The organism is Virgibacillus subterraneus (assembly GCF_900110695.1).
GTDB lineage: Bacteria > Bacillota > Bacilli > Bacillales > Amphibacillaceae > Lentibacillus > Lentibacillus subterraneus.
Genome location: NZ_FOEH01000005.1, coordinates 37,033 through 59,624 on the forward strand (window position 1 = coordinate 37,033; position 22,592 = coordinate 59,624).

20 protein-coding genes and 2 pseudogenes are annotated in these 22,592 nt (G+C 38.5%); 12 read left to right on the forward strand and 10 right to left on the reverse strand.

The features are described 5' to 3' along the window. Positions 1 to 388: 388 nt before the first annotated feature. The gene (locus tag BMY13_RS14110) at positions 389 to 1,708 is read left to right on the forward strand and encodes an MFS transporter (protein WP_092505331.1); all 1,320 of its coding nucleotides are present in this window, start codon (positions 389 to 391) and stop codon (positions 1,706 to 1,708) included. 138 nt (positions 1,709 to 1,846) lie between these two features. After that, positions 1,847 to 3,064 (forward strand): SGNH/GDSL hydrolase family protein, encoded by a 1,218-nt coding sequence (locus BMY13_RS14115; RefSeq protein WP_092505333.1) that lies wholly within the window; start codon positions 1,847 to 1,849, stop codon positions 3,062 to 3,064. Positions 3,065 to 3,307: 243 nt separating this feature from the next. On the opposite strand, the pseudogene BMY13_RS14120 reads toward BMY13_RS14115, so the two are convergent. After that, positions 3,308 to 4,474: pseudogene (locus tag BMY13_RS14120) on the reverse strand (TRAP transporter large permease); the annotation flags it as partial. A 103-nt stretch (positions 4,475 to 4,577) separates the two neighbouring features. Here BMY13_RS14120 and BMY13_RS14125 point away from each other — a divergent pair. The 6 genes and pseudogenes from BMY13_RS14125 to BMY13_RS14150 all read left to right on the forward strand — a co-directional run. Further along, positions 4,578 to 5,294: pseudogene (locus tag BMY13_RS14125) on the forward strand (SIS domain-containing protein); the annotation flags it as partial. A gap of 653 nt (positions 5,295 to 5,947) precedes the next feature. After that, entirely contained in the window at positions 5,948 to 7,033 is a 1,086-nt protein-coding gene (locus tag BMY13_RS14130) for a ComEC/Rec2 family competence protein (protein WP_092505335.1), read from the forward strand. 4 nt (positions 7,034 to 7,037) lie between these two features. Continuing rightward, entirely contained in the window at positions 7,038 to 7,769 is a 732-nt protein-coding gene (locus tag BMY13_RS14135) for a hypothetical protein (RefSeq protein WP_092505337.1), read from the forward strand. Positions 7,770 to 8,094: 325 nt separating this feature from the next. Then, positions 8,095 to 8,346, forward strand: coding sequence for a hypothetical protein (locus tag BMY13_RS14140; protein ID WP_092505339.1), 252 nt, complete (start codon positions 8,095 to 8,097; stop codon positions 8,344 to 8,346). Between the two features lie 831 nt (positions 8,347 to 9,177). Next, positions 9,178 to 10,035 (forward strand): endonuclease/exonuclease/phosphatase family protein, encoded by an 858-nt coding sequence (locus BMY13_RS14145; protein ID WP_175476818.1) that lies wholly within the window; start codon positions 9,178 to 9,180, stop codon positions 10,033 to 10,035. A gap of 21 nt (positions 10,036 to 10,056) precedes the next feature. Next, positions 10,057 to 11,838: a glycoside hydrolase family 3 protein gene (locus tag BMY13_RS14150; RefSeq protein ID WP_092505341.1), complete on the forward strand. Its 1,782-nt coding sequence runs from the start codon at positions 10,057 to 10,059 to the stop codon at positions 11,836 to 11,838. A gap of 175 nt (positions 11,839 to 12,013) precedes the next feature. On the opposite strand, the gene BMY13_RS14155 is transcribed toward BMY13_RS14150, so the two are convergent. The 7 genes from BMY13_RS14155 to BMY13_RS14190 all read right to left on the reverse strand — a co-directional run bounded on the left by BMY13_RS14155 (position 12,014) and on the right by BMY13_RS14190 (position 18,247). Beyond that, complete coding sequence (locus tag BMY13_RS14155; RefSeq protein WP_092505665.1) at positions 12,014 to 12,577, reverse strand: DUF4256 domain-containing protein; 564 nt, start codon at positions 12,575 to 12,577, stop codon at positions 12,014 to 12,016. Between the two features lie 498 nt (positions 12,578 to 13,075). Further along, positions 13,076 to 13,816, reverse strand: coding sequence for a type I methionyl aminopeptidase (gene map / locus BMY13_RS14165; RefSeq protein WP_092505343.1), 741 nt, complete (start codon positions 13,814 to 13,816; stop codon positions 13,076 to 13,078). Positions 13,817 to 13,985: 169 nt separating this feature from the next. After that, positions 13,986 to 15,122: a glycerate kinase gene (locus BMY13_RS14170; protein ID WP_092505345.1), complete on the reverse strand. Its 1,137-nt coding sequence runs from the start codon at positions 15,120 to 15,122 to the stop codon at positions 13,986 to 13,988. Positions 15,123 to 15,265: 143 nt separating this feature from the next. Continuing rightward, positions 15,266 to 16,489: a winged helix-turn-helix domain-containing protein gene (locus BMY13_RS14175; RefSeq protein WP_092505347.1), complete on the reverse strand. Its 1,224-nt coding sequence runs from the start codon at positions 16,487 to 16,489 to the stop codon at positions 15,266 to 15,268. 15 nt (positions 16,490 to 16,504) lie between these two features. Next, positions 16,505 to 17,155: an endonuclease III domain-containing protein gene (locus tag BMY13_RS14180; protein ID WP_092505349.1), complete on the reverse strand. Its 651-nt coding sequence runs from the start codon at positions 17,153 to 17,155 to the stop codon at positions 16,505 to 16,507. Next, the gene (locus tag BMY13_RS14185) at positions 17,155 to 17,670 is read right to left on the reverse strand and encodes a methylated-DNA--[protein]-cysteine S-methyltransferase (RefSeq protein WP_092505351.1); all 516 of its coding nucleotides are present in this window, start codon (positions 17,668 to 17,670) and stop codon (positions 17,155 to 17,157) included. Before BMY13_RS14185 ends, BMY13_RS14180 begins: the two co-directional genes overlap by 1 nt. Continuing rightward, positions 17,660 to 18,247: a bifunctional transcriptional activator/DNA repair enzyme AdaA gene (locus tag BMY13_RS14190; protein WP_092505353.1), complete on the reverse strand. Its 588-nt coding sequence runs from the start codon at positions 18,245 to 18,247 to the stop codon at positions 17,660 to 17,662. Before BMY13_RS14190 ends, BMY13_RS14185 begins: the two co-directional genes overlap by 11 nt. A gap of 158 nt (positions 18,248 to 18,405) precedes the next feature. On the opposite strand from BMY13_RS14190, the gene BMY13_RS14195 reads away from it, so the two are divergent. From BMY13_RS14195 to BMY13_RS14210, 4 genes are all read left to right on the forward strand, one after another. Further along, the gene (locus tag BMY13_RS14195; protein WP_092505355.1) at positions 18,406 to 19,344 is read left to right on the forward strand and encodes a hypothetical protein; all 939 of its coding nucleotides are present in this window, start codon (positions 18,406 to 18,408) and stop codon (positions 19,342 to 19,344) included. Between the two features lie 51 nt (positions 19,345 to 19,395). Beyond that, positions 19,396 to 20,382: a hypothetical protein gene (locus tag BMY13_RS19245; RefSeq protein ID WP_139184826.1), complete on the forward strand. Its 987-nt coding sequence runs from the start codon at positions 19,396 to 19,398 to the stop codon at positions 20,380 to 20,382. 384 nt (positions 20,383 to 20,766) lie between these two features. Then, a complete protein-coding gene (locus tag BMY13_RS14205) occupies positions 20,767 to 21,018 on the forward strand; it encodes a hypothetical protein (protein WP_092494009.1) in 252 nt (83 codons plus the stop codon). Continuing rightward, positions 21,002 to 21,319: a YbjQ family protein gene (locus BMY13_RS14210; protein ID WP_425445163.1), complete on the forward strand. Its 318-nt coding sequence runs from the start codon at positions 21,002 to 21,004 to the stop codon at positions 21,317 to 21,319. Before BMY13_RS14205 ends, BMY13_RS14210 begins: the two co-directional genes overlap by 17 nt. Before the next feature lie 76 nt (positions 21,320 to 21,395). Here BMY13_RS14210 and BMY13_RS14215 read toward each other — a convergent pair whose 3' ends face one another. Next, on the reverse strand, positions 21,396 to 21,605 hold the full coding sequence (locus tag BMY13_RS14215; protein ID WP_092494011.1) for a hypothetical protein: 210 nt from the start codon (positions 21,603 to 21,605) through the stop codon (positions 21,396 to 21,398). Between the two features lie 256 nt (positions 21,606 to 21,861). Beyond that, entirely contained in the window at positions 21,862 to 22,227 is a 366-nt protein-coding gene (locus BMY13_RS14220; protein WP_092505357.1) for a VOC family protein, read from the reverse strand. Between the last annotated feature and the right edge of the window lie 365 nt (positions 22,228 to 22,592).

A 22,592-nucleotide genomic window follows, 5' to 3' on the forward strand; every position in this document is an offset into this window, starting at 1 on the left:
AAAGTTCTTAAAGGGTGGTTGTTGATGTTCCAAATTCCAAGGTATATTGAAGTTGACTGGATCATATCAAGAAGCTTCTTGTTCTACAATTGAAACAGTATAACCCACACTTTCTAGTCTTCGTAGTGAATGCAGAACAATAGATTGTACGCTCTTCAATGATACTTCGACGATAACGAACAAATTTAATATGAATCTCTTAAGCTGCTTTCGTTAAATGTTTAAGCTCTGCTACCTTGCAAAGTTTATAATTCAAATTTATAATATAAAATACCCCCATATGTATTTGTGGATGTTGATAAGATATGTTTCAATCTAAAATAAACAAAGACGTAAGAAGCTTAGGGGTATGCCAGAACTTATAATAGTTTAGATAGGATGTAGATACATGACTAGACAGAAAAGCACGGATAAGAACAACAAGGAATTGATACAGGACTATGTTGATAATCCGGAAAAACAGAGACAATTATACAAACGCACATTAATTATCATTGTAATTGCACAAATTCTTGGCGGGGCGGGTCTTGCAGCTGGTATAACTGTAGGTGCACTACTTGCAGAGGACATGTTAGGTACAGATAGCCTTGCGGGTATTCCAATCGCATTATTTACATTAGGATCAGCAGGTGCTGCACTAATTGTTGGAAACCTTTCTCAACGCCATGGTCGTCGTACAGGGCTTGCAGCAGGATTCATAGCCGGTGGTATTGGTGCGGTTGGGGTTGTTATCTCATCTGTAACGAGCAGTGTTATTCTTTTATTTGTCTCTTTACTCGTTTATGGTGCAGGTACAGCAACAAACCTACAAGCTCGTTATGCAGGAACAGATTTAGCAAATGCAAAACAACGAGCAACTGCAGTAAGTGTGGCATTGGTAGCAACAACCTTTGGTGCTGTTGCAGGGCCAAACTTAGTAGATGTAATGGGAAAATTCGCCATGTTATTGGGTATACCTGCATTAGCTGGACCATTTATTTTGGCTGCTGCTGCTTTTATTTTAGCTGGTTTAGTGCTATTAATTTCACTTCATCCAGATCCACTTAAAGTTGCTGAAGCACTTGCGCTAAAAGATCAGCAGAATGAAAGTAAAATTACTGAAAATAAAGTCGAAACACCTAAAATAGATCAGCAAGTTATTATTGTAGGCGCTACCGTAATGGTTTTAACCCAAATAGTCATGGTTGCGGTTATGACGATGACCCCTGTGCATATGGGGGACCATGGGCATGGATTAAGAGAAGTTGGACTAATAATTGGGATTCATATAGGTGCAATGTATCTTCCCTCACTTGTAACAGGAATACTTGTTGATAAGGTTGGACGTAAAGTGATGGCGGGAGCGTCAGGATTTACGTTATTATTAGCTGGTATAATAGCTGCTTATGCGCCAACTGATTCTTTAGTCATGCTCACGATTGCATTAGCTTTATTGGGATTAGGATGGAATTTTGGCTTGATCAGCGGAACTGCACTTATCGTAGATGCAACAACACCAACAAATCGTGCCAAGATACAAGGAAAAGCAGATGTTTTAATTGCCCTTTCAGGGGCTGCAGGTGGAGCTTTATCAGGTATTGTTGTAGTTAACTCCAGCTTTACTGCATTATCACTTGGCAGTGGTGTTCTATCGTTAATTCTTGTTCCTGTTGTTTTGATGGTTTTACGTAGAGAAAGCAATGATAAGGTAGCACAAAGAACTAACTAATCATTATTAGTAAAAAAAGCTGGTAATGTTAAAATTGGGAAAAAGATCATTTAACGTTAATAAAAGGACCCCACTTTTCGAATAAAATATTATAAGGTGCAGCAACCTATCGACATCAACATGAAGGGCGAGAAAATCATGAGGCGTCTATTATATGTTATTTTCATTACCATTATAATATTTTTCAGTATCTACAGCTTAAAGGGATGGGGATCTTCAAACGAAAAAAACTCAGGTAAAGGTGAGTGGATAGGTGCCTGGACTGCAAGTATGCAATCACCTGGAGAAGATGGAGTTTCTCATAAAGGATTTGAAAATCAAACCATACGATTAATTCTCCGACCTCATATAGACGGTGAAAAGATGCGCATTCGCTTATCTAATACATTTGGTTTGGACCCGCTATCTATCGACGAGGTACATGTAGCGATTACCAAAAATGGATCTGAGATTATTCCTGGTACAGACCAAAAGGTTACATTTGGGGGCGATGAAAAAGTAACCATTCCCTCTTGGGAGAAAGAATTTAGTGATCCCATTCCCCTTAAAGTAAATAGTGATAAAAATTTGGCTGTAAGTGTCTATGTTAAGGATAAAACTGGGCCAGCTACATGGCACCCGCGTTCCATGCAAACGACGTATATTTCAAATGGGAATCATGTTTCAGATGATACTTCAGCATTTAAAACAAAAGAAGAAGCTTGGTTTTGGTTAGATGGGGTGGATGTTGTAGCTGATCCATCTGTAAAAGGTGGCCTCGTTGTAGTGGGAAGTTCTATTGCGAATGGAAATCACTCGACAGTAAATGCCAATCACCGATGGCCTGATTATTTAGCGAAACGATTTAGTACTTCTGAAGTCAAAATGTCTGTATTGAATGCAGGAATCTCTGCCAATCAATTAATAAACAGTCATTCTGATAAAGGAGAGAATGCATTGGCGAGGCTTGAACGAGATGTTTATAGCCAAACAGGTGTTAAGGCAGTAATCCTAAATCAAGGTTTAAATGATATTCGACATTATGCGGAATATGATGCGGATAAAATTATTGAACGAATGAGGCAAGTTATCAATTCTGTCCATGGACAAGGACTAAAAATTTATGGTGGTACGTTAACGCCTTTTAAAGGTTCGGGAATGTATACTTCAAAAAAAGAGAAAACGCGTCAGGAGGTAAATGACTGGATTAGGACAAGTGGCGAGTTTGATGGAGTAATTGATTTTGACAAAGCGCTAAGAGATCCAGAAGAACCTGAACGTTTTCTTCCCAAATATGACGCTGGGGACCACTTGCACCCTAATGATTTAGGTTATAAGAAAATGGCTGAATCAGTTGACCTTTCCATGTTCAAATAGTTATTTGCAAAGTCGGAGTTCTTACCCCGGCTTTTTTTAGCAGTATATAAAACATTTCTACTGTGTAAGTGCAACTAAGGCTATAAAAACATGAGCCAAAAGTTACGTGGGGTAAATAGGTAATATTTACCTGTGGACAGGGGGGTAACTTCAAAAGTATTTTCTAAAAACTATGTCCATTAAAATAAAAAGACTTCAGATAATATACTGAAGTCTTTTATCAGGAGTAGCATAGCCTGTGTTTTATCCGGTTAAACTTGGAAGGAATGTAACGATTTCTGGAATGAGGATTAAAATAATTATGAATACAATCATTACTATAATGGTTGGGATGACGCCCTTAAATATTTTTTCGATTGGTATATCTTTGACAATCCCGCTTATGATGTAAACACTCAGACCAAGTGGTGGCGTCAGTACCCCAACATTGATAATAAGTACCATGATGACACCAAACCATATCCCGTCAAATCCCAGTTGTGTAATCAGTGGATAAATGATAGGTAATGTAAGTACCATTATAGCAATGGCTTCTAAAAACATACCTAAAATAAAGTAGATTAGTAATATAATTAGCATGATAATAATCGGTGAGACATCTAGGTCTCCAACAATATTGGATAAATTTACCGGAATTTTACTTAAGGCCAAAAATCTACTGAACAGTGAAGCACCAATCAAAATTAGAAAAATCATTACGGTAATATTAATTGTTTCCTGTAATGAAGTAATCAATTTTTTAAAGGATAAGCGTTTCATAAATAGTGTTATCAAAAATGCACCTGTTGCTCCAACTCCGCCAGCTTCTGATGGAGTGAAAATACCAAGGTATATACCACCAATACTAAGAATGAACATTAACATAAATGGCCAAACACTTTATAGTGATATAAACTTTTCTTTCCATGGAGCACTTCCCTTTCTGGTTGGGGCGATAGAAGGATTAAGTCGTACTTGGATGTTGATTAACACCATAAAAAGAATCGCCATCAGAATACCGGGTATAATCCCCGCAATAAGTAATGTTACTATTGGTTCTCTTGTCAATACACCGTACAAAATTAACAAAACACTAGGAGGGATTAATGCCCCCAATGTACCGCCAGCTGCTACTGCGGATGTTGAGAATGTTGTTTTGTAGTTGTATTTATTCATTTCCGGAATACAAATTTTTGTTAATGTCGCAGTTGAAGCATTGGCTGACCCTGAAATAGCTGCAAAAATAGAGGATGCTCCTATTGTGGCATGAGCAAGTCCTCCTCTAAAATGGCCAATCCATTTATCTACAGCAACAAATAAATCTTTTCCTAAACCAGTATTGGAGATTAGCATACCCATCAGGATAAAAAGTGGAATAACACTTAGTGAGTAATTATTAACTGTATTGTAAGCGGAAGAGGCTAATTGAGCTTGGTGATTCCCCCTTATCCTTGAATATGATATATATCCATTATTGGTAGTGTATTCTTTGAGTGTTTATTAAACAGTATCGATACTTTTTAAAAATGTGGGAGTTACAGTAAAAATAAAGGAATTGGGACATCCAGCACTAACGATTACCAACGTGCCAGGATCCACCCTTTCTCATGAAGCGAATTACACATTAAATCTTTATGCAGGACCGGAAATTGCAGTCGCATCAACCAAAGCCTACACAGCACAAATGGCAGTATTAGCTATATTGGCAGTAGATACAGCACAGGCAAAAGAACTGCAGTTAGACTTTGACCCAATGCAGGAGCTAGCCATTGTTGCAAATGCGATGGAGGTACTAACAGAACAAAAAGAAGCTATTGAAGACTTAGCAAAGAACTATCTAGCAACATCACGTAATGCATTCTTTATCGGACGCAGCACTGACTATTATGTATGAATAGAGGGTGCACTAAAGTTAAAAGAAGCAGAAGGTTTTGCCGGTGGAGAATTGAAGCATGGTACAATTGCGCTCATTGAAGATTGAACTCCTGTAATTGCTTTAGCATCACAATCAGAAGTTAGTTACGGAATCCGCAGCAATGAAGTGTAAGCACGTGGCGCAAATGCAATGATCATGAGCATGAAAGGCTTAGAGCAAGATACCGATGCATTTGTTGTACCACACGTGCATGAGCTTTTAACGCCACTAGTAAGCGTCGTACCATTGCAGCTTCTAGCATACTATGCGGCACTGCATCGTGACTGCGATGTCGATAAACCTAGGAATCTAGCGAAAAGTGTTACGGTTGAATAGAGGGAACCGGGAAACGTACATGTGTATTGGATGATGTTTTGTCACAGTTTTTAGATTAAAATGATCTTAACTTAAAATGTTACAACCTTTTTCAGACCGCTGTGGTAATTATTGTTGCCACAGCGGGGATTTTTATAATATTATTCTATTTTAACCGAAATACCTATATTATTGATTATTATTGATTAAAAAAGGAAAATCAATTTTAGAGGAAAAATAATTTATTAATATTTTTAATTTAATTTGACATAAATTGAAAATGATATTTTGAATTAAGTACATAAAAATCAGTATCATTGTTAATAGTACCCAATGTAAATCTAATAGAAGTGAATAGCATGATTAGGTACTTAGATCTTTAAATACATATAATCAAGTTAAATCTGTTAAAGGCCGTCCTTAATTTTGGGTGGTCTTTAATTTTTTTAAATGAAATTTTCATTGATGTTTTTCAAACCAACAACCTTAACAGATAAGATATTTTGTGAAGTTGAGGATTTAGAGTAAATGAAGACTTAAATGTTTACTGGTTTCAAATTTTAAATATGAATTTATATAATTGGATAATTGTGGATGAATATATTTGAAAGTGGTATCCTCAAGTAGAGAGTATGTTCCAGTAATTAAGCTTATCAATAAAAAGGGGGAAAACAATGGGGTTTGAAGTAGATTTTTTACCTGTAGGGGAAAATAGTAAAAATGGTGATGCTATAGCGGTTAGATATGGTCATCCCGGTAATTATAAGGTAATGATAGTTGATGGAGGAACTAAGCAATCCGGTGAAAAATTAGTTTCGCATATTCAAGATTACTATAATACTAATTATGTTGATTTTGTGGTTAATACTCACCCGGATGCTGACCACGCTTCGGGATTAAGTGTTGTTCTTGAAGAATTAGAGGTAGGTGAACTATGGATGCATCTACCTTGGTTACATTCGCAAACTATTCGTGAAATGTTTAAAGATGGGAGAATAACTGACAATAGTTTAAGTGAAAGAATTAAAAATTCATTGAACGCTGCATATAACGTTTATGAAATTGCAGAAGAGAAAGGCATTAATATTTATGAGCCTTTTGAGGGGGATATGATTGGAAATTTTACAGTGATGTCTCCTAATAAGGATTGGTATATTAATGAGTTATTACCTAATTTCGAAGGAATGCCTGAGAAGAAAGAAGCTGAATATGCATCTATTTTTAAATCTTTTCAAGAGATGGTTCAAACTACAATGAGAAAAGTAGCTGAGTATATTGATGAAACTTGGGAAATTGAGACATTAAAAGAAGGTGTAAAAACTTCTGCTAGAAATGAAAGTAGTGTTGTTTTGTTTAGCAATTTAGATGGAAATGGAATACTATTAACGGGTGATGCAGGTATTCAAGCACTGGATAGAGTCAGTGATTTTGCGGAAAACAGCGGAATTAATTTATTAGACTGTAAGTTTATACAAGTTCCACACCATGGCTCTAGGCATAATGTCTCTCCTTCAGCATTAGATAGAATTTTAGGTGAAAAAATAAGTGCTGATACAGAGGCCACAAAGCGTGCTTATGCTTCCGTATCAAAAGGTGCAGAAGATTACCCAAGAAGATCCGTTGCAAACGCCTTTAGAAGAAGAGGAGCAAAAGTATTTAGTACTAAAGGTAAGACAATTTGGTATTACAATGATATGTCAGACAGAGATGGTTGGTCACCGATAGAACCTTTACCATTTTATGATAAGGTAGAGGAGTGATTTTATGGAAAGACTATTAGAACTTTTCGATCCATATGATGTAAAAGCACGTTTGTTCCCTGCAATTTTTACATTACTGCCTTTTATAATAACAGCATATATTTGGTACCCGAATCTAATTTCCTTAGAGTTCATAGGAGTAAATATGATTGTAATCATATGCATCCTATACTTCTTATCAAAATTAAGTAGGGAGCTAGGCTATAAAAAACAAGGAATCTTGCTTCTTAAATGGGGGGGATTCCCTACAACTATTATGTTAAGGTTACGAGATAAGGCTTTGGATGATACAACTAAGCAAAGGTATCGTAGTTATTTAACTGAAAATGTGAAGGGTATTGTTATTCCTGATTCAGAAGAAGAAGAAGTTGAACATTCAACTTTTTATGACCAGCAATATGAATCAGCTGTTAATTGGCTAAGAGAGCACAGAAGAGATAAATCTAAATTTGCGATTGTTCAAACAAATAACGCAAGTTTTGGATTTGGAAGGAATTTACTTGGCTTAAAACCAATAGGTATAATAATAAGTTTAATATCTTTATTACTCAATTTATTAGGAGTTTATCTAAGGTATGAAATGAAAATAACTTTAATACCTCTAGAAATTTGGTTATCATTTATGTTTTCATTACTGATTACATTTTCATGGATTTTGATTATAAATGAAAAAATGGTAAAGAGTTTAGCCTACTCTTATGCTAAATCCATATTAGCAACCTGTGAAAAAAATTAAGTAAAGTAAAAATGACATTTATGTATTAAAAGAAACCCGCAAAAGCGGGTATTTTTGAAGGATATAAAGATAAGAAAGTATAAATTTTGTGCTCTGCCACAGTGTTTTTCACTGTGGTATCTTTAATATATGGAGAAAAACACTTTGAAACGTTGAGAGGTTTCGTGACTGCGGGAATCCGAAAAATGGATTTAAAGCCACTGGCACTACATTTAAGGAGATTTCAGGAACTAAATTGGCACAACAACCTTTTCCTTTACGACCATTAATTGAATAAAATGGAATTTTAGATAAAATCAATGAATTGATTGGAATCTGTGACTGGTTGTTTGATCAAATACGTTCAAAAGATATTTCATCGTCAAAACTTAATGCGACTGTATTTAATAGAATTCAAGATGTTTCTAATCCAAATCAACGTGAAGACTTTGCATTTGCAATATATACAAAGGAAGATGTAAAATTACTGAGGCAAAGTCTATTAAGTCTTGCTGTACAAGGGAATATAGCGAAGCAAGATCCTAAAGATGAACCTGCTTCGGTATCGATTAAAAAAATAGAAGAACAGAAAGAATAATGGTTAAGGAAAAGAAATTAAAAAAGCCTACGAAGTTGTCTGAAATTACAAATGAAGAATTGCCAGAGGGATGGGAATAGGTGAGATTAGTGATATTAGCCTAAAATTCTCATAACCCTCCTAACAAAAGCAAGTCTAAGGAAGGTTATCTAATGATTAGTGCTAAGAATATAATAGATGGTAAAGTGGATTTGAAAAACGTTGACAGGTATATTAATGAATCAGAATTTGCAAAAGAAAATTGAAGAACAAATAACATTAAGTATTATCATAATTGAATCGAGAACGTATGTATTATTGGGTACGTCTTCTCGGTTCCTTTTTTGCAATATAAATCACATTTCATAAACGAAATAATTGTGATTTAAAAGGCTGAGTAGGGTGTTTACTGTTGTTTACTTCAATTATAAATTCTTGTATGCAAAAAACACATGAGCCAAAAGTTACGTGGGGTAAATAGGTAATATCTACTCTGTTTATTCTGAATTATTAAATAATAATTCTATCGTACTATATACAGGCTATCGTCTAGAAGCTACTATTAACTTGATAGAGTTAATAGTTTGGGAAGGAGGAGAACTAAATTAATAGAATTATATAAGAGGTTGTTCAAAAAGTCCGGTAAAAATGACACATCGAATTTCGTCGTTAGCTTGCTTTTCCGTTGCTCATGTATTAAAAGCATACATTCCGCTACTCAAAGCTACGCTGCCTCGAACTTTCGACGCACAGGACGTGCTAGTGTCGGCGTTGCAACAGGACGTTGCGAACTTAGCCGACTCGGTCATTTTCATCCTCCTTTTTGAACACGCACTATAAGGAGGTTAGATAATGAAGAACAAGGCTATCGTAATTTTCATTGCTCTTCTAATGATTCTAATTTCACCGATGGCCACAGCAGCTTCTGAGAATGACCCCGACAAACACCAAGACATAACACTGAACGTAATGACCTTTAACATTCATGCAGGAATTGGAAGTGACGGATTGTACGATATCGATCATACTGCCGAAACAATTCGAAGTTCTGGAGCAGATGTAATTGGATTGCAGGAAGTGGATGTCAATTGGGGGTATCGCAGCAACTTTCAGGATCAGGTTGAATACCTTGCTGAAAAGTTAGATATGCATGCCTTCTTTGCCCCAATTTATAATCAAGATCCACTAAATGAAGAAGACCCAAGAAGAAAATATGGACTAGCTGTTTTAAGTAAATACCCTATTATCAATTCTGAAAATCACGAAATAACAAGGCTCTCGACACAAGATGCTGTGCCTGAACCAAGTCCTGCTCCTGGATTTCCTGGCGTTAAGCTAAATGTGAAGGGTGTCAACGTTTCCTTTTATGTAACACACCTGGATTATCGAGGAGACCCGTATATTCGAGAAATGCAAGTAGACGATATGCTCAGTATTATTTCCGAACAAAAAAACACCTTTCTAGTCGGTGATATGAACTCAACACCTGATGCTCCTGAGCTGCAGCCGCTTTTCAATAGGTTCAATGATGCATGGACCGAAGCAGGAAGTGGAGATGGCTATACCTACCCAGAGACTTCACCAGAAAAACGTATTGATTATATTTTCACATCCCAAGATCTAAGCCCGACAAACACCCAAGTGATAGACACAGAAGCATCTGATCACTTACCGGTAATGACAGAGGTACTCTTAACACGAGATAACTAGATTAAAAGGAGTGAAATTTTAATGAAGAAACGATTGTTTGCGATCCTTACCAGTTTTATGCTAATTTTTATGAGTTTTCCAATGACAAGTTTTGCAAATGGCTGGGACGATCCGACCCACCCTGGCTGGGGTGATGGTGAAAAAGTGAAGCATGGTTGGATTGTTAACAAAATAAACCATATGACCTTGGAAGAGAAAATTGGCCAGTTATTCGTCATTCATATGTATGGTAAAACCCCGACAGATCCTAATTATGAAGACACAAACTTACGGATGAACCGAGGAGCCAAGAATTTTAAAGAAGCCATCGAAAAATATCATATTGGTGGTGTAATCTATTTCAATTGGACAGGTAATATTGGAACACCGATTGATACAACACAGGTTAATGCTCTATCAAATGGTCTACAAGATATAGCGATGGATCAGCGTATGCCAATTCCATTATTTGTTTCGACGGACCAGGAGGGTGGAATTGTACAGCGGATTACAAGTCCTGGTACAGTGTTTCCTGGAAATATGGCACTTGGAGCCACGAGGTCTACCGAATATGCAGCACAATCTGCAGCTATTATGGGCGAGGAATTAAGCAGTCTTGGTATTAACATGAACTTTGCCCCAGTAGCAGATGTGAACGTTAACCCGGAGAACCCGGTTATCGGTGTTCGCTCATTCAGTGAAGATCCCGATCTCGTTTCAGATTTAACTGTTGCCCAGGTGCAGGCATATGAAGATCAAAGTGTCATTCCAACAGCTAAGCATTTCCCTGGTCATGGAGATACCAATGTTGATTCTCATTACGGATTGCCGATTATCAACCATGACTTAGAGACGCTGCATAATGTTGACTTAAAGCCATTTCAAGCAGCAATAGACAATGGTATAGATGCAATTATGACTGCCCATATCGTTGTTCCGGCACTTGATGATTCAGGTCTGCCAGCAACGCTATCTGAGCCAATTTTACAAGGACTTTTACGTGAGGAAATGGGCTTTGAGGGATTGATTGTTACCGACAGCCTAGGCATGTCAGGTGCCAATGTCGTTGAACCAGACCGTGTTGCTGTAGAAGCATTTAAGGCTGGAAATGATATTTTACTAAACCCACCTAACGTAGAAGTGGCTTATAATTCAGTGTTAGAAGCAGTTCAAAGTGGAGAGATTAGTGAGGATCGTGTAAATGAATCTGTGTACCGAATACTGAAAGCCAAAATGGAGAAGGGGCTATTCGGAGATACGTATACGGATCCAAGTGAAATTGAAAACATTGGTACAGAAGAAAATTTGGCAAAAGCAACCGAAATTGCAAACAAAAGTATTACACTTGTTAAAAATGAAAACAATTTACTGCCTTTGCAGGATGACAGCAGTTTATTTATAACAGGCCCATCTGCAGGAGATCCTGATTACCTCTCTGATCTGCTTAGGGAAAAAGGGTACGATTCTAGTGATTACGCAACAAACACAAGTCCAAGTCCTAACCAAATCGCTGAGGCAACATCCAGAGCAGCGGATGCTGATAAAATCATTGTGACAACATATACTGCAAACACGAACAATGCCCAACAGCGTTTAGTAGAATCCCTGATGGAAACAGGTAAGCCAGTCATCGTAACTGCGGTTCGTAATCCATATGACATAATGGCGTTTCCAGAGGTTGATGGCTACTTAGCTACGTACGGTAACCGTGACGTATCTATCGAAGCACTAGCCCGAGTGCTAAGTGGTGAGGTTAATCCAGAAGGGAAATTACCGGTAACAATTCCGGAATTATATGAGTTTGGGGATTATCTCAGTTATTAATTAAATAGGGCTGCCTGCATTTATAGCTGCACATCTAAACTGTATGTATTAAAATGTGTAGGGTTAATTGAGCTTTAAGAAAAGCACGTTAATTCCATTTGGGTTAACGTGCTTTTTGTCTCAGTTTTTGTGCTCTCGATAGTTATCAAATTCAAAGTAGCTGTCTGTGCAAAATTTAGATCCTTAGCATGCCACGAAACCCCCTGGCACCATAGTAGGACTCTGCTCCATTGTGATACGTGAAAACGTGCCCGAAGCGATAATCGCAAAAAAGGGCACCGCCGAGTTTTCTGATATCAGAGGGTGTTTGTACCCAACTCGACGTTTTCTTATCGAAATTTTCAAGCTCCTGCAAAGCCCGATATTCTTCTTCTGTTAAAAGTTCAATGCCCATATCGGCTGCCATATCCATAGCGTTATTTTCTGGTTTATGTTTTTTCCTCGACTCCAGCGCTTCACGGTCGTAACAAATGCTTCTGCGACCTTTAGGACTTTCCGTTGAACAATCATAGAAAATGTACTCGTCCTTCTTTTTATCATGACCAACAACATCCGGTTCACCGGCAGTTTTTTCCATTTCATTGAGCGACCACAGTTTTTCAGGATTAGTATCCAGCTTTGCTTGGACATCAGCCCATTCTAGGTCTTCATGGCGGTGCATGTTTTTCTCAAAACGTGCTTTCAATGCTTGGAGTAATTCTTCACGTTGTTCTAGTGACAACTCCCGTTTATTACTCATGTTAGTTTCCCCCTTAATCATAATGGTTAATAAGTCATTTAAATAATTGTGTAAGTTCAGTTTACAATAATTGATTAAGTAAATCCATTCCTCCACAATCTGCCCAAAGCCAATCCAAAGCGATATGGCCGCACCATAAGGGGGAGATATCAAGCCTGTGTCCACCTGTTAGTAAAACTCCTAACGCCAGCACCCACTCATTTGGAACGATACACATCAGTAGCAATCCAACAAAAGGCTGATAGTCCAGCAGAGATAATCATCCTTCTTGGCCCTTCTTTTGAAGTAATAACAGTGGATAGGATAATCGTAAAGCAATAGGCTAAATATAGCGAAGAAATCATCCCTGATACGAAATTCGGACATTTCAAGTGATTCATTTATCCTGGGGAGAAGCAACCCAAAACTAAACCTTGCAAATCCTAGGTGACAGCAATCATACGCCAATAAGGCGCTTTTCCTTATTACAGAAAGCGCTCTACTGTGTTATTAGTACTCCTACAATGTAGTAATAATCGGTCCTTCCTTTGTAAGAATAATTGTATGTTCGTATTGAGCCACATGGCTTTCATCGGTCAGGAAGGTCCATCCATCTTGGGATTGGAAAACTTCCTCCTCAAATGTAGAGATAAAAGGCTCAAAGGCAATTACCATACCATCATTTAAAACTTCGTCATCCCTGCGAGAGAAGTAATTGAAAATATGTTCTGGTGCTTCATGAATCGAGTGCCCAACACCGTGTCCAGTAAGATTTTTTATAACAGTTAAGCCATGCTGTTTCGCTACATTGTGTACAGCTTTTCCGAGAGCACTTTTTTTCGAACCTGGTTTTGCCTTCTCAAGTCCAGCGTGGAATGCTTCTTTAGCAACGTCACATATTTTCTGTAAAATTATCTCTCCTTTCCCAACAACGAAAGAAATTCCAGTATCTGCGAAATACCCGTTTTTAGAACCTGAAACATCAATATTTACAAGGTTTCCTTCTTGAATTGTCCGGTCCCTTGGAATACCGTGCGCTACCTCTTCATTTATGCTAATGCATGTATACCCAGGGAAATCGTATTCTACTTTTGGTGCAGATGCAGCTCCTGCTTTTTCAAAAATCTCCCCCGCAATTTCATCGAGTTCTTTTGTAGTAATACCAGGTTTCGTACATTCGACTAATTTATCTCGAATTGCTCCACAAATTTCACCAATTTCTCTTAATCCATTAAAATCCTCTTCAGTTTTTGCAATCATCGCATATCCACCCTTTTTAAAGCATTATATAATTATCATTTCATTTAGGTTCTATCATAAACGGAACGGCTTTTTCTTCAACAAAAAGGCCCTATTACGGTCGACAAATTTTTGGAAGTCAATTAAGTATACCGTCCTATCTTCACTAGTCAAGACACCATGCCAAATATTATAATCCAAGTACCTTAATCGTCCTGGCAATATTCTCGGCTAGTTGTTCTGTATACTGCTCTGCATTGGCAAGTGCTGTCTCTAATGGAACCGCACTTGGTACAATTGAGTAGAGTGCATCAATCCCGTGGTCATGAACAACTTGATAATCTTCGCCAAGTGAGCCTGCCAAACCGATGACAGGTATGTGTTGTTTTTTAGCAATTTTAGCAACGCCAATTGGTGTCTTTCCGTAAATTGACTGGTTATCTATTTTACCTTCACCGGTGATGACTAGTGTGGCATGTTCCATGTGTTTTTCTAAATCGACTGCATCGATGACAATATCAATTCCTCGTTTTAAGTCGGCTTCTAAAAAGGCTAGTAAACCCGCGCCAAGCCCGCCAGCTGCACCTGACCCTGGTATTGCCTCAACGTCTTTATCTAAATCACGTTGTAGAATTTGTGCATAATGGGTGAGATTTTGATCTAACGTCGCAATCATCTCTTCAGTCGCACCTTTTTGCTGGCCGAATACAGCAGACGCTCCATGCTCGCCAGTCAGAGGATTATCCACGTCACAAGCAACATCAACTTGTACCTGCTGTAATCTTGGGTCCAGGTTTGTGGTATCGATTGAATGAATATTATTTAATTCACCGCCACCAAAATCTACCGGTAGTCCGTTTGAGTCAAGTATACTGACACCTAACGCTTGAGCCATTCCTGCTCCACCATCATTCGTTGCACTACCCCCTAGTCCGATAATCAAATGTTTTACACCAAGGTTAAGTGCAGCGAGAATTAGTTCGCCTGTACCTTTTGTCGTTGCGGTTAAAGGATTTCTGTTTTCATATTGTACGAGGTGAAGACCAGAAGCAGCAGCCATCTCAATCACGGCTGTTTCTCCATCACCCGTAAGCCCGTAAAATGCTTCAACAGGGTAGCCTGCTGGTCCTGTTACTGTTTCACTGATGATTTTTCCGTTTGTTGTATCCACGAGCGATTGAACGGTTCCCTCACCCCCGTCAGCCATGGGGATTTTCACATATGTTGCTTCAGGAATAATTTTTTTAAAACCATTTTCAATCGCATTGGTAGCAGTTAGTGCTGACATACTTTCCTTGAAAGAATCCGGAGCAATTACGATTTTCATTTTATTCACACCCCTTTGGAAAAATCCAGGCACCCAGTAAGAGAGAGGGTGCCTGATGTTTGTCGCTTATATTTATTTTACTTCTAATAGAGTACTCTTGCCAGTTCGTACGTTTTTTCTAGTTATGTAAAAAAACATTGATATTAAAAAATCCGTACATCCTGCATTGCTTGTTCGATAGTGATAGTTTGAGCCTGATGAAAGGCGGCAAAGCTCTCTATAGCTTCCTTTAAATTTCTACGCAGGTTTGGCGTCATGTTCACACTATGCTCTAATTGTAGCAAACGAATATTCAAGTGTTGATTTTCTCTGTCCAGGCCTGGATCGATTCGACCAATTAAACAGTCTCCGGCAAGGATTGGCATGGCATAATATCCATACTTTCGTTTGGCTTTTGGTGTATATACTTCCCATTTATAGGAGAAGTCAAAAAGATCTGCCAATCGCTCCCTGCGCCAGAGCAAGTTATCCAGTGGCGGAAGAAATCGGATTGGCACATCCTCTGTGGAAGATTCTCCCTTAGGTGTGAATTGTTCGTGTTTTTTTAATGCGTCCAAATCTTCAGCTAGAATATAATATTGGCGGTGAACATCATCCATTTCTAATGGAATAATTGCTCCATTTTCCACTCGCTTTGTAATCGCTTCTCGACGTTGTGCTGCACTCATTTTTTGCCAGCCCAGACGGGGATCACCTGCATCAAAGACGCGGTAGGCCCGTATATATTTTTCCAAAAGGGCTTCATTCGATTCAATGCTATCCATTTTTTCAGCTTCTTTTAACAGGTTCTTCGGGATCGTACGTTCAGTTAAATCGAAAAACCGTTCACTTCCTACTCTTCTGACAACACGGATTATTCCTGCATCAAAGAGCTGATTCAAGGCATGGGAGGTCTCCTTGGTCTTGGGGGATTTGTTGTCCCATGCACCGTGAACAAGGTTCTCAGCCTTGAAAGCTCGTGAAGGAAGCGGGCCCTCTAGCTGCAGCTTATCGAGCACGTCATCCACAACAGATCCAAGTTTATCCAGTTCTACTTTCGACTGATTTTGGAAGCGAAGTCGGGTCGCCTCAAATTTTGGATAGTCTTCCATTGGAATCGTACATGCGGCATTAGCCCAGTACTCGAATAATTGACCTTCTGCTAATAAATCATTTAATATTTCGGGCTGATAACCGGGAACTCGAGCGGCTAAGACAAGATGCTGGTTACGTGCAACGGACGCAACTGCATCAAGCTGAACACATTCAAGCTGCCGGATTATCTGCAATGTTTCTGATGCTGCGGGATTCTCCTTATGTGAAAGGAGGTGCTGCGTATCAAGCAGAAAACGGCGAACAGAACGCTGGTTTGTATGGTATGACTTCATCTGATTTCCTCCATTCTAATCATTGCTATCCAGTCTTCGGTCACAAACGTCAAACAATGGACAGCCCTCACATATCGGTACAGACTTACAATGAACCTTTGCATGCTCAACCAGCACAGCATGAAATTCATTAAATAATCCCAGATCTTCCGGAACCACTTTTTCCACCTGTTTTCGAAATGTATCATAGGATTTTGGCATATCGAATCCGAGCCGGTAAAAGATTCTTCTCGCATATGCATCGACAACAAATACTGGTTTATCAAAAGCATACAGCAGCATGACATCAGCTGTTTCAAGACCAATACCATTAATACTGAGCAGTTCGTTTCTTAGCTGAAGCTTGTCTAATTTTTTGATCACATCAATATCGTAGTTATAGGATTTATACCATTCCAGAAAAGCTTTAATTCGTTTTGCCTTGATATTAAAAAAGCCACTCGAACGGATCAACTGAGCCAGCTCCTCGGTTGTTAACTTTTCTATATGCTTCGGACTCAAAAAAGGTCTTACCTCTTCCAGTGCTTTTTCCACATTACGCCAGCTTGTATTCTGTACTAGAATCGAGCCAATCATCATTTCAAAGGGTGTATCAGCAGGCCACCAGTTTTGCGGGCCATAATAGTCTAACAATTTATCATAGATTAATTGATATTTTCGTGTCATTAGCTGCGTTCCAGCCTAAGTAATTTTTCTTTCATTGGAATGCCACCACGATAGCCAGTTAGTTTCCCGCTTTTACTAATCACCCGGTGACAAGGTACAACAATCAATAAGGGATTCGCTCCAACTGCTGTTCCTACTGCACGTACTGAATCAGGCTTGCCGATGGCTTCTGATATATCCGTGTATGATTTTGTTTTACCATATGGTATGTTTTGTAATTCAGCCCATACTGCTTCCTGAAACTCTGTGCCATTTAAATCTATGGGTAAATCAATATTTTTCCGTTCACCGTTTAAATAGTCTACTAACTGTTCAGCATATACGGATACTTCATTCCAGTCTTCTACTAGATGGGCTCTTGGCCGTTTACTATTAAACCAGCTCTTCATTTCACTAACTCTTCCATTATCTGAACCGATAAAACAAAGGCCAGTATAGGTAACAGCAAGATAAATGGAACAACCATCAGATTTAATATGGCCATAATATACCACATTTTCTTCATTATATTTCATGACGTAACACCTCATTTTCATCACTTTTTCGGAATTTTCGTGGTGTCTGTCCTGTTCCTTTTTTAAACATTGTTGCAAAGTATGAAGCATTTGGAACTCCTATTAACGTACAAATTTCCCGAATCGATTTATCCGTTCTCCTAAGATAAAATATTGCTTTCTCCATCCGGATTCGGTGTATATATTCTAATGGTGTAATACCATTCACCTGCTTAAACACACGATGTAAATGATAAGGACTGCCATGGCAACCTTCTGCAACGCTGTCCAATGTTAACTGTTCGGAAGAATGTTCTCTCATGTATGCTTCTGCTTGAAGGACCCATTCTTCATCCGGTAGCCGGAACCCCGCTGATTTACACCTTTTACACGGTCTAAATCCCGCCGCCAATGCTTCATCCACATTATAGAAAATCGTTACATTATTAAAATTCGGAACACGAGATTTACACGAAGGTCTGCAAAAGATTTTCGTCGTTCTGACAGCATAGAAAAATTGATCATCAAAATTCTCGTCATTTTCACGAATAGCTTTCCACTGCTCAGTTGTTAATACTGAGTTTTTAGCTGTAACCATCACTATCCACCTCCACCATTATTATAACTCATATTAGTTACAAAACAGCTTATTTTGAATGGAAAAGCAAGATATCGAAAGTTGTTGGATTTTAATAAGACGGACAGAAAATGATAGAAAAATAAGAATTATGTAGAAAGAGGGAAGGAGGTGAGTGTATGCGCATAAGACCATTAGTATATTGTTGCCTAATGGTACTGGCGGTATTTTTACTTCCGGCCGATACTTTAGCGAATAATGGAAATTCTCCTGAAAAGGCAACGTCACAGGCTAATGATAAAGAAACATCAAATCCTGTAGCGGAAGAGGTTTCAAAAAAAGGTAAACAAACTTCTCAAGATGCCAAAGAGACTACTAATAAGGGGCAGGAATCTCCTGAAATACCTGAAGAGTCGTCGAATCATAATAAGCAAGTTTCTAAAGGGACGACAGATAAAGAGAATGCGTCAAATAAAGCTTCCGAACACGCGGAATCTGAATCGAAGGATAAGGATTCAAAAACCCTGCCACCTCAGGCAAATGACCAAGCTACTGAACAAACAGAGAAGCTTGAGCGAGAGGTGGCGCCAAAGAAGGAAAAAGTAAAGAAACAGGTTGAAGATAAACTGCATGGAAAAAAAGGGATGTCAAAAAGTACGGTAGAGAAAAGCTCGAACATTGATGAAGAGCAAACTACCCAGGCGAAAGACAACTCTAAAAATGTAGAAAATCCAATGCAGAGTAAAGAAATGTCCCGTATTTCAGTAGCCGATTCAGGAGATAAAACAGTTCAAAATAATAATAAACAAAGTACATCTGAGAATGATAATATTCTTGTTGAACAAGAACAAAGAAGGAAGTCAAAGTCAATTCCAAAACCTAACGAAGATCCAGTTAGTCAGGAACTTATGATTAAACCTGGTTCATTACCGTCACCAGCATCAACAAGTGGTGGTGATTATGGTGGACAAACCAGTTTTTCTTCAGTGGTAAAAGGAGATTTGCCAAATTCTTTGATGTTCTTTTCTAAGTCGCAAGTAATCGGCAAGAGATCCGAAGTTCTTCGGGATCAGTGGGTGAATGCACCGCCAGCAGAACCGCCAAAGATTGCTTCTTAATTTTTAAAAGTAAAGAATATATAAAAAAATTAATTAAGGAGCGATTAAATTATGAAAAACGTACGGATGAAATCTCTAGTATTTGCAGGAGTTATGACAATTGGAGTATTTGCAGGTGTTCAATCAACAGATGCAGCTTCTTCTAATGCAGAAAAAGAAGTACCTGTTGAAAAGAAACAAGAAGTAAAAGCTGAGAAGAAAAATAAATCTCAGGGAAGCGCGAATGCTAGTGAAACAGCAAAAGCTAATGCATCATCACAGTCATCTATTGTAGCTGAATCTACAGAAGAAGAGGCTAATGTCGAAGTGACTGCTGAAGCAGATGGTGAGGCAACAGAAGAGGGAACAACAGAAGAAACTGAAGAATCAGTAACAGAGGAAGAAGCAACGGAAGAGGAAAGCACAGAAGAAACTGAAGAAGGAACAGAAGAAGAGGAAGTAAATAAATCTCAAGAAAATAAAGTAAATTCACAAGCTGCAGAAAATGCAAGCGATGTAGCAAAAGCGCATGCTTCAGAAAACTCAGCAGTACTAGCTGTAGAGGCTGATGAAGAAGCAACAGAAGAAGAGAGCACGGAAGAAGCTGAAGAAGGAACAGAGGAAACAGAAGAATCAGTAACAGATGAAGAAACAACAGAAGAGGAAACAACAGAAGAAGAGAACACAAAAGAAACTGAAGAAGGAACAGAGGAAACAGAAGAATCAGTAACAGATGAAGAAACAACAGAAGAGGAAACAACAGAAGAAGAGAACACAGAAGAAACTGAAGAAGGAACAGAAGAAACAGAAGAATCAGTAACAGATGAAGAAGCAACAGAAGAGGAAGTAAATAAATCACAAGAAAACAAAATCAACGCACAAGCTTCAGCAAACGCTAGCGATGTAGCAAAAGCGCATGCTTCAGAAAACTCAGCAGTACTTGCAGTAGAAGCGAGTGACGATGAAACAGATGAAGAAACAACTGAAGAGGAAAACACAGAAGAGACGGTAGAAACATCTGTGGAAGAATCTGCTGAATTAGAAATGGAAACAAAATAAATAGTTTTTTAAAAGCCGGGGGGTTTCCTCCGGCTTTTTCTTTGTCTAGGAAACTATAAAATTTATGTGCTGTGGATAACTGAACTCCCGAATCAACCACGTCCAGCTCCGACGTACAGGACGTGGCGTCACCGGCCAGTGCCTAGCACCTAGTGGACTTCCCTCCCCGTGTCTACGATAAGAAATAAAGGATGTTCGACTAAAACCACCACATCCTGTGGCAACGTCGACCCACCCGCAGCACTGAGCACAGTCCATACGGCGCTGAACAGGCGCTTGCGCTTTTGTTCATAGGTAAGGTCGTTTGAAAACCAAACGTCTGATTTTTTGGAACCTTTTGTAATTATAACCGTATTACTTTAGTAAGAACGTCGTGATTGGCGGGTGAAGGTTATAGTTCGTCTTGGAGTTATCTTATTTCGCTGTGGTGTTGTTCTTGTTGGGATTTCCATTTTAACATTTTTGTTATCTTATACCGTTGATTTTTTTGCGATTAACATTTGGTATAATACTATCTTTTTGATTAGCTCTATTGTGATTGGAATGACAGGTGTTCTGGTAGTGATCATCGGAGTTATAAGAGACAGAATTAAAGACAAGAAGGAGGAAGATCAACGTGATGTTAGTAAATACTGAAACTATTCCCGGGTATGAAATTACAGATGTGAAGGGAATGGTTAAGGGGAATGTTGTACGTGCGAAACATATTGGGAAGGATTTTGTTGCGGGTTTCAGAAATATAGTTGGCGGTGAAGTGAAAGAGTATACAGAAATGTTAACAGAATCCAGACAAAGGGCTACAGAGCGCATGGTCAAGGAAGCGGAGAATTCAGGTGCTGATGCGGTTGTAAATGTTCGCTTTGTAACATCCCAGATTGCCAATGGTGCTGCAGAACTTTTGGTGTATGGAACGGCCGTTAGTATTCAAAAAAAGTAAATGGATCTGGAAATTATGCCGCATCTTCAGTTGAAGAACGCGGCTTTTTCTAAGTGATTGAACTTGAAATAGAAAGCTATGAGTTGTTATATTGCTGTGATATTTCTTTTTCCGCAAAGTATTCATTGGCTACTTCAAGTTCCTTATGTTCATCAACAGAATCTCCTGCAAAATTGTCTTCTTCGGCAAAAGGATGCTTAGCATCTATTCCATCTTGAATACTTACATCACCGTCTGAATTTGCCTCCGTCGGAATGGGAAAATCCTTTTTGCGTTGTTTTTTCATTTTTTCACCTCAGTAATAAATTCTGTTTCGCAACTATTTTTATACAGAGTATTTCTAGTTTTTTGCAATTGATATAAACTGCGACATAATCTGGAATAAGACTTGCATTTCTTTGTGAAAAATCCATTTAATGAAATGTGATTTCTAAACAAAACTAGATATTTATCCTGGTATAAAGTTGTTCTGTTAAGCCTAATTTCACACTTTCTACGGCGAGAGATTAGGCTTTAATACAATTCCTTTGCTATGTTTTGTATTACATTTGACTGAGAGCGCAGATTGCTCCAGCCGGATATTCAATTACCGCAAAACTGCCGCATCCGGATCCTCCTGGTTCCCGCAAAACTTTTCCACCGAGCTTTCGGCATGTTTCCAAACTATCGTTCAGGTCGCTTACTTGGAAGTAGACCATCCATACGGGCGGCAACCCTTCATTGCTACCTACTTGGTGACAAACGCCGGCAACAGGTGTCCCATCCTTAGTGGTCATAATGTAATCGTTGTAACTTCCCATATTGACCTCGCTGTGCTCCCAACCTATCACGTTCTCATAAAAGTTGCGTACCTGTTCAGCCTCATGAACGGTCAAATCGGCGGAAATAATTTTTCCTTCCTGTTCCATGCTATCCATTCTCCTTTTTGTTTGACTTCATTTTGAGTATATCGTAAAGAGCCATCTTTAATTTCTTCAGGATTGCGGTTTTATTCGAATTCTGTTGAAGGTATTTTTTCATTAACAGTGGAAGCGAAACCAAGGTAGGAGGGTCTGTACTCTGTCTTGGTTGTATTGTAAGATCGATTCCTTCTCTGAAATGAAAGGTTTGTTCCTTACCATTAGATTGGATCGCAGTTTATAAGATTCATTGCTTAGTAATAGCAACAATCATCCATTATTAAATCAATATAAACCTTATTTATTGACACTAAGGTTTATCAGTATTATATTTATCTTGAATTAAAAATAAATATAACTGATTGAAGATGGAA